10 protein-coding genes and 1 pseudogene are annotated in these 15315 nt (G+C 69.0%); 8 read left to right on the top strand and 3 right to left on the bottom strand.

From position 1 onward, the window contains the following. Nucleotides 1-101 precede the first annotated feature (101 nt). The 6 genes and pseudogenes from KA711_03990 to KA711_03965 all read left to right on the top strand — a co-directional run bounded on the left by KA711_03990 (nt 102) and on the right by KA711_03965 (nt 6806). The gene (locus tag KA711_03990; protein ID MCM0608140.1) at nt 102-2474 is read left to right on the top strand and encodes a TonB-dependent receptor; all 2373 of its coding nucleotides are present in this window, start codon (nt 102-104) and stop codon (nt 2472-2474) included. A gap of 8 nt (nt 2475-2482) precedes the next feature. Further along, nucleotides 2483-2772: pseudogene (locus KA711_03985) on the top strand (DUF1775 domain-containing protein). A 200-nt stretch (nt 2773-2972) separates the two neighbouring features. After that, nucleotides 2973-3971, top strand: a complete 999-nt coding sequence (locus tag KA711_03980; GenBank protein MCM0608139.1) for a sulfate ABC transporter substrate-binding protein — start codon at nt 2973-2975, stop codon at nt 3969-3971. Between the two features lie 7 nt (nt 3972-3978). Further along, the gene (cysT, locus tag KA711_03975; GenBank protein MCM0608138.1) at nt 3979-4818 is read left to right on the top strand and encodes a sulfate ABC transporter permease subunit CysT; all 840 of its coding nucleotides are present in this window, start codon (nt 3979-3981) and stop codon (nt 4816-4818) included. Beyond that, nucleotides 4815-5717, top strand: coding sequence for a sulfate ABC transporter permease subunit CysW (gene cysW, locus KA711_03970; protein ID MCM0608137.1), 903 nt, complete (start codon nt 4815-4817; stop codon nt 5715-5717). Before cysT ends, cysW begins: the two co-directional genes overlap by 4 nt. A 33-nt stretch (nt 5718-5750) precedes the next feature. Further along, on the top strand, nt 5751-6806 hold the full coding sequence (locus KA711_03965) for a sulfate ABC transporter ATP-binding protein (protein ID MCM0608136.1): 1056 nt from the start codon (nt 5751-5753) through the stop codon (nt 6804-6806). Here the strand turns inward: KA711_03965 and KA711_03960 are convergent. Beyond that, the gene (locus KA711_03960) at nt 6803-7765 is read right to left on the bottom strand and encodes a CysB family HTH-type transcriptional regulator (protein ID MCM0608135.1); all 963 of its coding nucleotides are present in this window, start codon (nt 7763-7765) and stop codon (nt 6803-6805) included. The two genes, KA711_03965 and KA711_03960, sit on opposite strands and share 4 nt — an antisense overlap. A gap of 110 nt (nt 7766-7875) precedes the next feature. Here KA711_03960 and uvrA point away from each other — a divergent pair, with 110 nt between their 5' ends. Beyond that, a complete protein-coding gene (gene uvrA / locus KA711_03955) occupies nt 7876-10788 on the top strand; it encodes an excinuclease ABC subunit UvrA (GenBank protein ID MCM0608134.1) in 2913 nt (970 codons plus the stop codon). A gap of 405 nt (nt 10789-11193) precedes the next feature. On the opposite strand, the gene KA711_03950 is transcribed toward uvrA, so the two are convergent. Beyond that, entirely contained in the window at nt 11194-12930 is a 1737-nt protein-coding gene (locus KA711_03950; GenBank protein ID MCM0608133.1) for an IS1634 family transposase, read from the bottom strand. 159 nt (nt 12931-13089) lie between these two features. On the opposite strand from KA711_03950, the gene KA711_03945 reads away from it, so the two are divergent. Then, nucleotides 13090-13878 carry a transposase gene (locus KA711_03945; protein MCM0608132.1) on the top strand — a complete coding sequence of 263 codons (789 nt, stop codon included), beginning with the start codon at nt 13090-13092 and terminating at the stop codon, nt 13876-13878. A gap of 47 nt (nt 13879-13925) precedes the next feature. Here KA711_03945 and KA711_03940 read toward each other — a convergent pair whose 3' ends face one another. Further along, complete coding sequence (locus KA711_03940; protein MCM0608131.1) at nt 13926-15155, bottom strand: fatty acid desaturase; 1230 nt, start codon at nt 15153-15155, stop codon at nt 13926-13928. Between the last annotated feature and the right edge of the window lie 160 nt (nt 15156-15315).

The raw sequence follows: 15315 nt of genomic DNA, 5'->3' as shown, positions 1-15315 counted from the left end.
GCTGCGATGCGAGGCCCTCTGGGTTCGTCCTGCCGCCAGCCCATGCTCTGGGCAAAAGCGCGGCGGGCTTCAGGAGTTTTTCCGTGCGTGTTCGTTTTCCATTGCGGGCCACCACGCGGGCCTGCCTGTTGTGCCTTGCATTGCCTGTTCCTGCGCAGCGGCAGAGTCGCGCCGCCGACGTCATCGACGCCCCGACCGCCAACAGCCGCAACGCCGGCATCGTCAGCGTCACCGCCAACCGTCTGGGCTCGCTGCCCACGCAGATCCCCACCACCATCGAAGGCATCAGCGGCGCCGAGATCGACGCCACCATCAATGCCACCGACAGCGCCGATGCGCTGAAGTACTTTCCGAGCCTGCTGGTGCGCAAGCGCTACATCGGCGACTACGACCACGCCGTGCTGTCCACGCGCGCCAGCGGCACCGGCAACAGCGCGCGCTCGCGGGTGGTTGCCGACGGCATCCTGCTGAGCAACCTGCTGGGCAACGGGGCCAGCTTCACGCCGCGCTGGGGCCTCGTCACGCCCGAGGAGATCGAGCGCGTGGACGTGCTCTACGGCCCCTTCAGCGCCGCCTACCCGGGCAACAGCGTGGGCGCGGTGGTGGACCACGTGACGCGCATGCCCACGCGCTTTGAGCCCTACGCCAAGGTGGCGGGCTTTTCGCAGCGCTACGACGCCTACGGCACCGATGGCCGGTTTGGCGGCGGCCAGGCCAGCGCCAGCATCGGCAGCCGCGCGGGCGACGTCGCCTGGTGGTTCAACCTGAGCCGGCAGGACAGCGAGAGCCACCCGCTCGTCTACGCCACACGCGCACCCAGCATCGCGGCCCCGGCCGCCGGCGCCGAGGCCGTGACGGGCGCCGTGGCCGAGAAGAACCGCTTCAACCAGGACGGGCTGCTCATCGGCACCAGCAGCCAGGCCCGCACGCTGCAGGACCACGCCAAGCTCAAACTGGCCTGGCGGCTGCAGCCCACGCTGCGCGCCAGCTACACGCTGGGTTTCTGGGACAACAGCGTCGAGCGCCAGCCCGAGAGCTTTTTGCAAGACGGCAGCGGCCAGCGCGTGGACATCCGGCCCGACAACTTCCCCACCAGCGTGGGCGGCACGCGCGCCATCCGCATCGACGGCCGCGGCTACACGCTCAGCGCCGCCGACTTCGGCCGCACGCGCGAGCGGCTGCAGCACGTGATGCACGGCCTGGCGCTGCGCCAGACCACGCGCGGGGTGTTCGACGGGCAGCTCGCGGCCAGCCGGTACGACTACGCCCGCGACGAGGTGCGCGCCTGGGCGCCGGTGGCCGCCACCGCGGCCACGGCCGCCAACCCGGCCGGCGGCCGCATCACCGACCAGGCCGGCACCGGCTGGCACAGCCTGGCCGCCAAGGGCACCTGGCGGCCCGGTGGGGCGAGCGGTGGGGACGCCGGCCGCCACATCATCGAGTTCGGCCTGCAGCGCGACGCGCACCAGCTGCGCAACCAGGTCTCCACCACGGCGGACTGGCTGGCCGGCGCGCCAGCGGCCGGCAACCCCGCCTCGCGCTTTGAGGGCAACACCTCGCTCACCAGCCTGTGGGCGCAGGACGCCTGGGCCTTTGCCACCGACTGGAAGGCGGTGCTGGGCCTGCGGCTGGAGCAGTGGCAGGCCGAACGCGGCCTGACGACCAGCGGCGCCGGTGCCTTTGCCCACCCCACGCGCCGCGAGGCCGCCGCCAGCCCCAAGCTGGCCGTGGGCTGGCAGCCGCGTGACGACTGGTCGCTGAAGCTGTCCAGCGGCCGGGCGCTGCGCTTCCCCACCGTGAGCGAGCTGTTCCAGGGCGGCGTCAACGCCAGCACCGGTGCGCTGAGCAACGGCGACCCGAACCTCAAGCCCGAGGACTCGTGGACCACCGAGCTCAGCAGCGAGTGGGCCTGGCAGCCGGGCGCCACGCTGCGCGCCACGCTGTTCACCGAGGCCACGCGTGACGCGCTGTACAGCCAGACCAACACCACGGTCACGCCCAACGTCACCAACGTCCAGAACGTCGAGCGCATCCGCACCCAGGGCCTGGAGCTGGCGGCGTCGGCCCGCGACCTGGGCGTGCGCCGGCTCGACCTGAGCGGCAGCCTCACCTTCGCCGATTCCATCATCACCGCCAACAGCCGCTTCCCGGCCAGCGTGGGCAAGTGGCAACCGCGCGTGCCACGCTGGCGCGCCAACGCCGTGGCCACCTGGCGGCCGACCGAGGCACTCAGCGGCACCCTGGGTGTTCGCTACGGCGGGCAGCAGTTCAACAGCCTCGACAACAGCGATCCGAACGGCGCGCGCTACCAAGGCGCGAGCAAGCTCCTCGTGGCCGACCTGTGTCTGCGCTGGCAGGCCACGCGGCAATGGAGCGCTGCGCTGGGCATCGACAACCTCAGCAACGAGCTGTACTGGAACTTCCACCCCTACCCACTGCGCACCGTCGTGGCGGAACGCAAGTTCGACCAGTGAGCAAAGCCATGACGCCCATCCACCTCAGCCTTCTCTGCATCTCGCTGGCGGCCGCCAGCGCGGGCCCGGCCTCGGCCCATGTCACGCTCGAAGAAGCCCAGGCCCAGGCCGGCAAGCCCTACAAGGCCACGCTGCGCGTGAGCCACGGCTGCGAGGGCACGGCCACGCTGGCCGATGCGCACCACGACGAGTTCGTGCTGCGCGGCCAGCTGCCGGCCCAGCCGGGGCCGGCTTGAAGGCACCGGCGGCGCTGCTGGAGGTGCTGCCGGCCGAGGACGCGCAGGCACACCGCCACTGAGCCTGCCTGCGTCTTGGGCTGAGCCAAGGTCGGTGCGGCGCCGCCGACGATCACGAGGGTGGGCGGTGGTGTAGCCATCCACATGCGATTTTCGAATGTGCAATGTCGTTTGAATTCGTTGGGCGATGCAAGGGGGCTGCCTAGAGTCGCGCTCCTTGTTTCACTGAAGACTGGCGCCTCCCGTGTTTTCCCGTCGTCATATGCTGTCTGCCGCGGCCCTGCCGCTGGCCCTGGCACTGCCTGCCGCGCGTGCCCAGTCGGCCACCAGCCTGCTCAACGTCAGCTACGACGTGAGCCGCGAGTTCTACAAGGACTTCAACGCCGCTTTCGCCGCGCACTGGAAGAAGACGACCGGCCAGGACCTGACGCTGAACCAGAGCCACGGCGGAAGCAGCCGCCAGGCGCGCAGCGTGGCCGACGGCCTGGAGGCCGACGTCATCACGATGAACCAGCACAACGACATCGACATCCTGCACACGCGGGGTGGCCTGGTGCCGGCGAACTGGGCGACGCGGCTGCCGAACAACGCCAGCCCCACCACCAGCATCACCGTCATCCTGGTGCGCAAGGGCAACCCGAAGAACATCCGCGACTGGAGCGACCTCGGCCGCGCGGGCCTGCAGGTCATCATCCCCAACCCCAAGACCAGCGGCAACGGCCGCTACACCTACCTGGCGGCCTGGGGCGCGGGCGTGAAGGGCGGCGCCAGCGACGCCGCGGCCAAGGCACTGGTGACGCGCATCTTCGCCAACGTGCCGGTGCTCGACGGCGGCGGCCGCGGCGCCACCACCACCTTTGCGCAGCGCAACCTGGGTGACGCGCTCGTCACCTTCGAGAGCGAGGCGCCGCTGATCACGCGCGAGTTCGGCGACAACTTCGAGCTCGTCTACCCGAGCCGCACCATCCTGGCCGAAAACCCGGTGAGCGTGGTCGACCGCGTGGTCGACCGGCGCGGCACGCGCCGGCTCGCCGAGGCCTACCTGCAGTACTTGTACACGCCCGAAGGCCAGGAGATTGCCGCGAAGCACCACCTGCGCCCGCGCAACGCCCAGGTGCTGGCGCGTTATGCAAAGCAGTTCCCGAAGGTGAACACCTTCACGGTGGACGAGGTCTTCGGCGGCTGGACGAAGGCGCAGACCGAGCACTTCAACGACGGCGGCCACTACGACCAGGTCATCCTCGCCGCCAAGGGCCGGTGAGGCATTGGTGATCCTCTCCCGCGCCCTCCTCAAGCGCCACACCGTGCTGCCGGGTTTCGACCTGGCATTGGGCTTCGCGCTGCTCTACATCAGCCTGATCGTGCTGATCCCGCTGTCGGCGGCCTTCCTGAAGACCTTCACGATGACGTGGCAGCAGTTTCTCGATGCCACGACCACGCCGCGCGTGATGGCGAGCTACCGGCTCACCTTCGGCGCCAGCTTTCTGGCGGCGGCGCTCAACGCCGTGTTCGGCCTGCTCATCGCGTGGATGCTGGTGCGCTACAGCTTCCCCGGCAAGCGCATCGTCGACGCGCTGGTGGACCTGCCGTTTGCGCTGCCCACTGCCGTGGCCGGCATCGCGCTCACCGCCATCTGGGCGCAGAACGGCACGCTGGGCCAGTGGCTGCCGTTCAAGGTGAGCTTCACGCCCATCGGCGTGTGGGTGGCGCTGGTGTTCATCGGCCTGCCCTTCGTGGTGCGCACGGTGCAGCCGGTGCTCGAAGACGTGAACCGCGAGCTCGAGGAGGTGGCCGCCACGCTGGGCGCCAACCGCTGGCAGACCTTCAGCCGGGTGGTCTTTCCCATCGTGGCACCGGCGCTGCTGACGGGCTTTGCGCTGGCCTTCGCGCGCGCTTTGGGTGAATACGGCAGCGTCATCTTCATCGCCGGCAACATGCCCATGATCAGCGAGATCACGCCGCTGCTCATCATCACCAAGCTCGAGCAGTACGACTACGCGGGCGCCACCGCCATTGCCGTGGTGATGCTGGTGACGAGCTTCGTGCTGCTGCTCATCATCAACGCGCTGCAGGCCTGGGCGCGGCGGCGGCAAGGGGGCATTGCATGAACACCGCCACCGTGGCGCCGGGGCCCGCGGCCGCCGTCGTGCGCCCGCGCGTGCTGCGCGCCGCCACCACCGAGGCGCCCTGGGTGCGCCGGCTGATCATCGGCCTGGGGCTGGCGTTCATGACGCTGTTCCTCTTCATCCCGCTGGTCACCGTGTTCTACGAGGCGCTGAAGAAGGGCTGGGACGTCTACCTCGCGGCCATCGTCGAGCCCGATGCGCTGTCGGCTGTTCGGCTGACGCTCATCGCCGCGGCCATCAGCGTGCCGCTGAACCTGGCCTTCGGGCTGGCCGCGGCCTGGTCGATCGCCAAGTTCGAGTTCCGCGGCAAGAACGTGCTGCTGACGCTGATCGACCTGCCCTTCAGCGTGAGCCCGGTGATCGCCGGTCTCATCTACGTGCTGGTGTTCGGGCTGCAGGGCTGGTTCGGCGCCTGGCTGATCGACAACGACATGAAGGTGATCTTCGCGCTGCCCGGCATCGTGCTGGCCACCGTCTTCGTCACCCTGCCCTTCATCGCCCGAGAGCTGATACCGCTGATGCAGGCCCAGGGCATCGAGCAGGAAGAGGCGGCGCGTGTGCTGGGTGCCGGCGGCTGGCAGATCTTCTGGCGCGTGACGCTGCCCAACGTGAAGTGGGCGCTGCTGTACGGCGTGATCCTGTGCAACGCGCGGGCGATGGGCGAGTTCGGCGCGGTGAGCGTGGTCTCCGGCCACATCCGCGGGCAGACGAACACGATGCCGCTGCACATCGAGATCGTCTACAACGAATACCAGTTAGCGGCGGCGTTTGCGGTGGCCTCGCTGCTGGCGCTGCTGGCCCTGGTGACGCTGGTGCTGAAGTACATCGTCGAACAGCGTGTCAAGGGGCAGAAGCGCGAAGCCCACGACCGTGCCGAATGACACCCCGCTCGGAATGAAACCAGGCCCGCCCTCATGAGCATCGAAGTCCGCAATCTCACCAAAGCCTTCGGCAAGACCGTCGTCTGCGACCACCTGAACCTCACCATCCCCTCGGGCGAGCTGGTGGCGCTGCTCGGGCCTTCGGGCTCGGGCAAGACCAGCCTGCTGCGCATCATGGCGGGGCTGGAGGTGCCCGACGCGGGCGAGGTGCTGTTCCACGGCGAGGACACCACCGCCACCGACGTGCGCGATCGCAACGTCGGCTTCGTGTTCCAGCACTACGCCCTCTTCAACCACCTGACGATCTTCGAGAACGTGGCCTTTGGGTTGCGCGTGCGACCCAAGGTCAGCCGGCCCAACGACGCCGAGCTCAAGAGCAAGGTGACGCAGCTGCTGACGCTGGTGCAACTGGACTGGCTGGCCGACCGCTACCCGCACCAGCTCTCCGGCGGCCAGCGCCAGCGCATCGCGCTGGCCCGCGCGCTGGCCGTGGAGCCCAAGGTGCTGCTGCTCGACGAGCCCTTCGGCGCGCTCGACGCCAAGGTGCGCAAGGAGCTGCGCCGCTGGCTGCGCCGCCTGCACGACGAGGTGCACGTGACCAGCGTGTTCGTCACGCACGACCAGGAAGAGGCCATGGAAGTGGCCGACCGCATCGTCGTCATGAACGAGGGCCGCATCGAGCAGGTGGGCGAGCCCGACGAGGTGTACGACCGCCCGGCCACGCCCTTTGTGCTGCAGTTCCTGGGCGACGTGAACCTGTTCCACGGCCGCAGCGAACACGCGCCGGGCGGCGGCGAGCTCGCCCGTTCTGGGGCGCATGACACCGTCTATGTGCGCCCGCATGAGCTGGAGATCGTCGGCGAGCCCGCCGAGGGCGCCTGGGCCGCCACGTTGAGCCAGACGCTGACGGTGGGCGCGCAGACGCGCATCGAGTTCCAGCGCACCGACGCCGCCGGCCAAGGCCACTGGCTCGACGTGGAGCTGCCGCGCGAGGAGTTCCACGCGCTGCGCCAGCGCCTGGGCCTCCAGCGCGGCCAGCAGCTGTGGCTGAAGCCGCGGCGCGTGACGAGTTTTCGCGCGCCGGCCTAGATTTCGAAGTCGGTGGCGTCGCCTACCGGCGCCGCCAGCGCCCGCTGCAGCAGTGCGCGCGTGAGCGTGGGCGCGAAGGCCTCGATGAAGTCGAACACGTAGCCGCGCAGGAAGGCGTCGCGCCGCACGGCCACGCGGGTGGTCTGCATCGGGAACAGGTGGCGCGCGTCCAGGGCCGCGAGGCCCCCATCGCGCGCCTCGTCGAAGGCCATCGCGGCGATCACGCCGACGCCGATGCCCAGCTCGACATAGGTCTTGATGACGTCGGCGTCCATGGCCTGCAGCACCACGTCGGCCGCCAGGCCCTCCCGCGCGAAGGCCTCGTCGATCTGGCGCCGGCCGGTGTAGCCCGCCTCGTAGGTGACGAGCGGGCACTGCGCCAGCCGCGCCAGTGTGAGCGTGCGGCCGGCGGCGGCCTCGGCCGCCAGCGCGTGGCCACGCGGCACGACGACGGCGTGTGTCCAGCGGTAGCAGGGCAGGGCGAGCAGGCCGGGAAAGTCGGCCAGCACCTCGGTGGCCACACCCAGATCGGCCGCACCCGACAGCACCGCCTCGGCCACCTGGCGCGGCGAGCCCTGCTGCAGGTGCAGCGTCACGCCCGGGTGGCTGGCCCTGAAGTCGCGCACCGCGCCGGGCAGCGCATAACGCGCCTGCGAATGCGTGGCGGCCACCTTCAGCAGGCCGTGGTCGCTGGCGGCGAAGTCGGCGCCCGCGCGCTTGAGGTTCTCGGCGTCCTGGAGCAGCCGCTCCACCACCGGCAGCAGCGCTTCGCCGGGGGGCGTGAGGCCCAGCAGCCGCCGCCCGGCGCGGCGGAACAGCAGCACGCCGAGCTCGTCTTCCAGCTCCTTGAGCTGGCGGCTCACACCCGGCTGCGAGGTGTGCAGCGCCTCGGCCACGAGCGTGAGGTTGAAACCCTGGCGAACGGTTTCGCGGACGGCGCGGAGTTGCTGGAAGTTCACCGGGGTGGGGCAGGGCGCCCGAAGAGTCGGGCGTCGATATGATGCCGGGTTTGCCTACGCCTGCCATGCCCCCCGAGCGCCGCCCTCCCTATGCCACGACCGAGCCGCCAATGCTCCGCGTCCGGGGCGCGCGCACGCACAACCTCAAGAACTTCGACCTCGACATCCCCAAGCACGCGCTGGTGGTGATCACAGGCCTGAGCGGCAGCGGCAAGAGCAGCCTGGCCTTCGACACGCTGTACGCCGAGGGACAGCGCCGTTATGTCGAAAGCCTGTCGGCCTACGCGCGGCAGTTCCTGCAGCTCATGGACAAGCCCGATGTCGACGTCATCGAGGGCCTGTCGCCCGCGATCAGCATCGAGCAGAAGGCCACCAGCCACAACCCGCGCAGCACGGTGGGCACGATCACCGAGATCCACGACTACCTGCGCCTGCTGTTCGCGCGCGCCGGCACGCCCTACTGCCCGGATCACGATCTGCCGCTGGCCGCGCAGAGCGTGAGCCAGATGGTCGACGCCGCGCTGGCGCTGTCCGAAGACACCAAGCTCCTGGTGCTGGCCCCGGTGGCGCGCGACCGCAAGGGCGAGTTCAGCGAGCTCTTTGCCGACATGCAAAGCCGCGGCTACGTGCGCTTCCGCGTCGACGGCGTCATTGTCGAGGCCGAGTCGCTGCCAGCGCTGAAGAAGGCCGACAAGCACGACATCGACGTCGTCATCGACCGCCTGAAGATCAAGCCCGACATGAAGCAGCGCCTGGCCGAGAGCTTCGAGGCCGCGCTGCGCATCGCCGATGGGCGGGCCATCGCGCTGGAGTTGGACAGCGGCAAGGCGCATGGCTTCAGCAGCAAGTTCGGCTGCCCCTTGTGCAGCTACTCGCTGCCCGAGCTGGAGCCGCGCCTGTTCAGCTTCAACAGCCCCGTGGGTGCCTGCCCGGCCTGCGACGGCCTGGGCCAGGTGACGGTGTTCGACCCCGAGCGCGTGGTCGGCTTCCCCAGCCTGAGCCTGGCCAGCGGCGCCATCAAGGGCTGGGACCGCCGCAACAGCTACACCCACAGCCTGCTCGAGGCCGTGGCGCGGCACGCCGGCTTCGACGTCGAGACGCCCTTCGAGCAGCTGCCGCCAGCGGTGCAGCAGCTGGTGCTGCACGGCAGCGGCGACGAGGCCATCGAGTTCATCTACAGCGCCCAAGGTGCAGGCGCTTCCGGCAGCCGGGGCAAGGCGCGCAGCGTGAAGCGCCGCCACCCCTTCGAAGGCGTGATCCCGAGCTTCGAGCGCCGCTTCCGCGAGACCGACTCGTCCTCCGTGCGCGAGGAGCTGTCGCGCTACCAGGCCGTCAAGTCCTGCCCGCAGTGCCAGGGCAGCCGCCTGCGGCGCGAGGCGCGGCATGTGTTCCTGCAGCACGCCGGCAACGGGGAGGGCCCGCACAAGGGTCTGCCCATCTACGCCATCGAGCACGCCACGCTGGCCGAGGCGCTGGCCTACTTCCGCGGCCTCAGGCTCATCGGCGCCAAGGCCGAGATCGCCGAGAAGATCGTGCGCGAGATCGAGAGCCGGCTGCGGTTTCTCAACGACGTGGGCCTGAACTACCTGAGCCTGGACCGCGGCGCCGACACGCTCAGCGGCGGCGAGGCCCAGCGCATCCGCCTGGCCAGCCAGATCGGCAGTGGCTTGAGCGGTGTGATGTACGTGCTCGACGAGCCCAGCATCGGCCTGCACCAGCGCGACAACGAGCGCCTCATCGGCACCCTCAAGCACCTGCGCGACATCGGCAACAGCGTGCTCGTGGTGGAGCACGACGAGGACATGATCCGAAGCGCCGACCACGTGGTCGACATGGGCCCGGGCGCCGGTGTGCACGGCGGGCGCGTCATGGCCCAGGGCACGCCCGAGGCGGTGGCCGCCAACCCCGATTCGCTCACCGGGCAGTACCTGGCGCGCGCGCTGCGCATCGAGGTGCCGCGCCGCCGTGCCGGCATGGGCTTTGGTGCGGCGCCGCTGCGGCTGCAGGTGCTGGGCGCGCGCGGCAACAACCTGCGCGGCGAGCCGGGTGGGCGCGGCGTGGACATCGACATCCCCGTGGGCCTGTTCACGTGTGTCACGGGCGTCAGCGGCTCGGGCAAGAGCACGCTGATCAACGACACGCTCTATGCGGCGGTGGCGCGCAAGCTCTACGGCAGCCACACCGAGCCGGCGCCGCACGACCGCATCGAGGGCCTGGAGCACTTTGACAAGGTCATCAACGTCGACCAAAGCCCCATCGGCCGCACGCCGCGCAGCAACCCGGCCACCTACACGGGCCTCTTCACGCCCATCCGCGAGCTGTTCGCGGAGGTGCCGATGGCGCGCGAGCGCGGCTATGGCGCCGGCCGCTTCAGCTTCAACGTGCCGGCGGCCAGCGGCGGCGGCCGCTGCGAGGCCTGCGAGGGCGACGGCGTCATCAAGGTGGAGATGCACTTCCTGCCCGACGTGTACGTGCCCTGCGACGTGTGCCAGGGCGCGCGCTACAACCGCGAGACGCTCGAGGTGCTCTACAAGGGCAAGCACATCACGCAGGTGCTGGCCCTCACGGTGGAGGACGCGCACACCTTCTTCAGCGCCGTGCCCACGCTGGCGCGCAAGCTGCAGACGCTGCTCGACGTGGGCTTGGGCTACATCCGCCTGGGGCAGGCGGCCACCACGCTCAGCGGCGGCGAGGCACAGCGCGTGAAGCTGGCGCTGGAGCTCTCCAAGCGCGACACCGGCCGCACGCTGTACATCCTGGACGAGCCCACCACCGGCCTGCACTTCCACGACGTGGCGCTGCTGCTGAAGGTGCTGCACCAGCTGCGCGACGCCGGCAACACCATCGTCGTCATCGAGCACAACCTCGACGTCATCAAGACGGCCGACTGGCTGATCGACATGGGGCCCGAAGGCGGTTCGGGCGGCGGGCGCGTGGTGGTGGCGGGCACGCCGGAGGACGTGGCGGCGCGGGCCGAGGAACTGGGCAGCCATACGGGGCGGTTTCTGAGGGCGATGCTGTAGCGCATTGCTACGGAGTCACCTATAAATCGACATGTCGACATGGGTCAGGTCTCCCATCTCCCATAGATGTGCATAAACACATAAATGCGTAAATGGGGGTCATAAATGGGGGTCACATAAATGGGGGTCAGGTCTCCCATTTTCCGTAGATGCACGCATAGATGGGGTGACATAGATGGGGTCAGGTCTCCCATTTCCCGTAAAGTCACCATCCATGAGCCGCCCGCTTCGCATCGAGTTTCCCGGGGCCGTGTACCACGTCACGTCACGCGGCGACAGGCGTGAGCCGATCTATCGCGACGATTTCGATCGGTCTCGCCAGTTAGACTGAAGTTCCCCCACACCCGAGCCGAATTGCCCTTTTCCATCAACCACTTGCGATGGATTTCGGGTTTGGTTTTCTGACTACGGCTGGATGGCCTGTATCAGCGCCATGGCGCGCTGTTGGTGTGCCGTGGCGGTGGTGAGCACCTCGAAGGTTGGCGCATCTGCGCCAGCGCTCGGTGCGCGGCAGGTGTTGCGCACGAGGGTGGACATCTCTGCCATCAGGGTTGCGAAGCTATGCGCAGGCTGCTCGTCCTCGAGCACCTTCGATGCAGCCTTGGCGCTTGCCGAAGCCGAGCGCATGGCTGGCGCTACTGGATCGCGCGTGGCCTTGGCGGCCTGATCGGTGTCGGCGAACATCAGCTCGCGCCAGGCCTCGCGCATGTGCCACTCGACGTAGAACGCCAGCATGCACAGCAGGATGTGCGCGCGCACCCGGTCGGCCAACCGATGGTGGATGGGCCGCACCTTCAGGTCCACCGTCTTCAATGATCGGAACGCCCGCTCCACGTTGGACAGGGCTTTGTAGCTGCGCACGCAATCCGGTGCGCCCATGCGCTTGGCGTCCAGTGAGGTGCGAATGACATACAGCCCGTCCAGCGCCGCCTCGGCGTTGATGGCGTCTTGCCTTCTCGCCCAGTTCAACGCCGCATCTCCGATGCTCAGCTCGAAGTGCTTGGCCACCTTGTGGCGGTTGATGATCTTGCCCACCTGCACGCCGATCTTGTCCTGCCCGGTGAGCCGGCCCGCATCCACGCTGGCCTTGACCAGGCCCAGCAAGGCCTCGGTGGACTGCAGCAGGCTCTCACGCTTGTGCGCCCGCAGCCTGGCCAGGGCGTCGTTGCGGCAGGCTACCAGGCGCTCGCCGGGATAGTCGGGCGACGTGATCTCGGCCAGGTTGCGCTGATCGAACAAGCCCAGCTGCAAATGGCCCTGCTCGACCAGGGAGCGGATCGAGACGCTCTTGAGCGCTGTGATCCAGTCGATGCCGCCTTGGCCGCGAAGCTCGTCGATGGCCTTTTGCGACACCATCCCGCGGTCGCCCACCATCACCACCTGCGCCAGGCCGAAGCGCTCGCGCACACGCTGCACGGCGGGCAGGAAGGTCAGGCTGTCCGACGTATTGCCCTCGAACACCGAGACCGCCACAGGGCAGCCACGCGCATCGGTGAGCAGCCCGTAGTTGACCTGCAACGTGCCGGGCCGGCCATCGCGGCTGTAGCCCCGCTTGGCCAACGGGCAGGTGCTGCCCTCGAAGTAACTCGAAGACAAGTCGTACAGCACCAATGCACCCTCGCGCAGGTGACGTGCGGCGAGCTTCTTCTCGATGGCGTCCTGGCGCGTCAGCAGCCAATCCATGGCGACATACAGATCGTCCTCGGTGGCGTCAGCAACGCCGAAGTCCTCGGCCAGGGTCGAGCTGTGCCAGCGCCTGGAGGTGGCCAGCTTGGTGTCGGGTTGCACGATGCGCGAGGCCACCATGGCCAGCACCAAGTCGCGTTCACGGCTGGGCTGCGACGCGACAACCGAGGCCAGCCCCAGGCGCTGCATGGCCACAGCGACGGCCTGCACGTGGCCATGGGCGCGCGAGCGCACGACCTCGAAGGCCTGGGAGGCGGGAACGAAGGTCTCGCCTTGCAGCGAGCGCCGGATGATGTCGATCAGCGCATCGGGCAGGTGGGACAGGTTGCCCAGGGTTTCGTTCTTGACCTTGCCGTCTTCGCGGTAGCTGCGGCGCAGCAGGTGGGTGAAGTAGACCTTGTCCTTGTACGCCCGCTTGGTGGTGACGACGTGAGCGGTTCCTGTGCGGGATGCCATGCTGGCAATTCTGCCTCAGAAGGCGCACAGAAGCAACACTTTTTAGTGACTACACAGTCAGGCACAAAAAAGGCCCGGAAGGGCCGAAATTGTGAGTCGTGACAGATACTTGGCTCAGCCACGCCTTACGTTGGGGCGGGGAACTTCAGGTTAGAGGTGCTGGCGCAGGCGGCCGAACGATTCGACGCCGAGGTGTTGGCGTGGTGCCAGATGGGCAACCACTATCACCTCGTGGTGCATACGAGGCAGTCGAATCTCTCGCGCTTCATGCGGCACCTCAATGGGGTGTATACACAGGCGTTCAATCGACGCCACGGCCTTGTAGGGCACCTGTTCCAAGGGCGCTTCAAGGCCATCTTGGTCAATCGCGACGCGTACCTGCTCTCCTTGTGTCGGTACATCGAGCGCAACCCGGTGGCGGCCAACTTGGTGGCAGAGCCCGCGAACTGGGAGTGGTCGAGCTGCCGCGCCCACCTGGGCTTGACGCCCACGCCAAGTTGGCTGGACACCGACGGCCTGCATGGCTACCTCATCGGCCGACCAGTCACCACGGCGCGCGATCGACAGCTGGCGATCAGACGTTACCGCGCCTTGGTAGATGGCGCTAAGGCCGAAGACGCCCAGTTCTGGCAGACGGCCTTGCGCGGCCAGATCTATCTGGGTGACGAAAACTTCGTTCATCGCATGCAGGCACAGGCCGAACCGCAGCGCCTGGCTGCACGCCCGATCCCGCGCACGCAGCGGCGCCCGCTGGTTGTTTTCGATTGGCACGAGCACCTCGCCAAGTGCGATGGAGATCGTGCCGAGGCACTGCGGCAGGCCCACACGATCGCTGGCGTGACCATGACACAGTTGGCGCGACTCAGCGGCCTGTCGTTGTCGCACGTGAGCCGCCTGATCGCCAAGGCAGAGAGTGGGGTGGGGAAGGAAGAGAGATGGGAGACTTGACCCCTAACTCCCTCTGCTGAAGGGCGTCCGCCTGACCCGCGCGACGCTCAGGCCGCCAGCGGGGGGTGAGCCGGCGCCGTCGCCCGCTCGGCGAGCAGCGCGGCGGCTTGGGTCGTGGCCGTCGGCCGGCCGGCGAAGTCGGTCCAGCGGTGGTGCTCGTAGTCGTAGAGCTTGCAGGTGCGCATCACCTGGGCCAGGCGCCGGAAGGCGAACAGGTGCGTGCGCAGCGCGTGCGCGCCCAGCAGCCGGCTGAGCTCGGCCTGCGCCGCGTGCAGCCGGTAGCAGGGGATGGCCGGCACGACGTGGTGCACCGGGTGCTCAAGGATGTCGTGCGTGCCGGCGCCCAGGATGCGCGGCGCCTGCACGTGCACCGTCAGCGACTCCGGCCCGAAGCGCTCGATCAGGGCATCGCCGGGGCCGAACCAGGGCACGTCGGGGTGCGTGTGCTGCACGTACAGCACCATCCCCTGCAGCGTCTGGAACAGGAACACCGGCACGCCGAAGACGAGCAGCACCTCCAGCCACACCGGGCTGCCGCGCCACTGCGCCGAGGCCACGCCCAGCGCCACCAGCACCCCGATCCAGGCCACCACCGCGGCCTGCAGCCAGCGCGCCTCGGGCTTGTGCCGCGCCGGCATCGGCGCCGGCAGGAAGAACTCGGCGCGCCACCAGCGCTCGGCCACGCCGTAGGCGAAGAACGAGACGACGATGGGCGCGCGCAGGAAGCGCTCCCAGGCGCGCCGCAGGGGCGACACGGCCGCGAACTCCTGCGGGCTCAGCGGGCGCCAGGCGTCGTGCTGCGGCCCGTTGAGGTGCGGGTGGTGGCCCAGCTGCAGGTGGTCGTACTGGCGGATCCGGTAGTTGTGGAAGGTGAGCCAGTAGCAGAAGGTGGCGATCCAGCGGTTGAGCGCTGCGCCGCGCACGAGGTTGCCGTGCACGGCGTCGTGCGCCAGCGTGTAGACGGCGCCGAGCTTGAAGCCCACCAGCAGCGAGCCCAGCACGCGCAGCCACAGCGCATCGGCCAGCAGCACGAGGGCGAAGCCGCCGGCGATCATCAGCAGGTCCACCACCAGCAGGCGCACGCCCAGGGCGGTGTCGAGCTGGCGGAAGCGCGCCAGCGCACGCACCAGGTCGGCCCGCGTGTAGCCCGAGACCGGGCGCACGTGGCCGCGCACCTGCGCGCCTTCCCAGGTTTCGTCCGTCATGCCGGGCTGCGCCGTGGGCGAGGGGTCGAGACCGCCAGCCGGCGCCTTCGGCGCCCCGGTGTGCAAGGCCATGGGGTTCTCCAGATTTTCTCGCGCGATCTTGCCGCCACATTCTTCGGGTAGGCGGAGACGGTGCAGGACTACCCTGGCGTCAGAAGGGGGTTCAGCCGGGCCATGGGGCCGGGTGTGGGGTCGATGGCGTTGGCGGCGGCGGCCCCGGCCGCAGCCCCAG

This window comes from Ideonella sp. WA131b, from assembly GCA_023657425.1.
Taxonomy (GTDB): Bacteria; Pseudomonadota; Gammaproteobacteria; order Burkholderiales; family Burkholderiaceae_C; genus Rubrivivax.
Note: the sequence above shows the minus strand (reverse complement) of the source record. Positions and strands in the feature narration are given on the sequence as shown.

Bases quoted from the DNA above. Each gene is read 5' to 3' on its own strand.
- KA711_03980 (MCM0608139.1), top strand. From the start codon at position 2,973: ATGCTGTCTGCCGCGGCCCTGCCGCTGGCCCTGGCACTGCCTGCCGCG.
- cysW (MCM0608137.1), top strand. From the start codon at position 4,815: ATGAACACCGCCACCGTGGCGCCGGGGCCCGCGGCCGCCGTCGTGCGC.
- KA711_03965 (MCM0608136.1), top strand. From the start codon at position 5,751: ATGAGCATCGAAGTCCGCAATCTCACCAAAGCCTTCGGCAAGACCGTC.
- uvrA (MCM0608134.1), top strand. From the start codon at position 7,876: ATGCTCCGCGTCCGGGGCGCGCGCACGCACAACCTCAAGAACTTCGAC.
- KA711_03950 (MCM0608133.1), bottom strand. From the start codon at position 12,930: ATGGCATCCCGCACAGGAACCGCTCACGTCGTCACCACCAAGCGGGCG.
- KA711_03940 (MCM0608131.1), bottom strand. From the start codon at position 15,155: ATGGCCTTGCACACCGGGGCGCCGAAGGCGCCGGCTGGCGGTCTCGAC.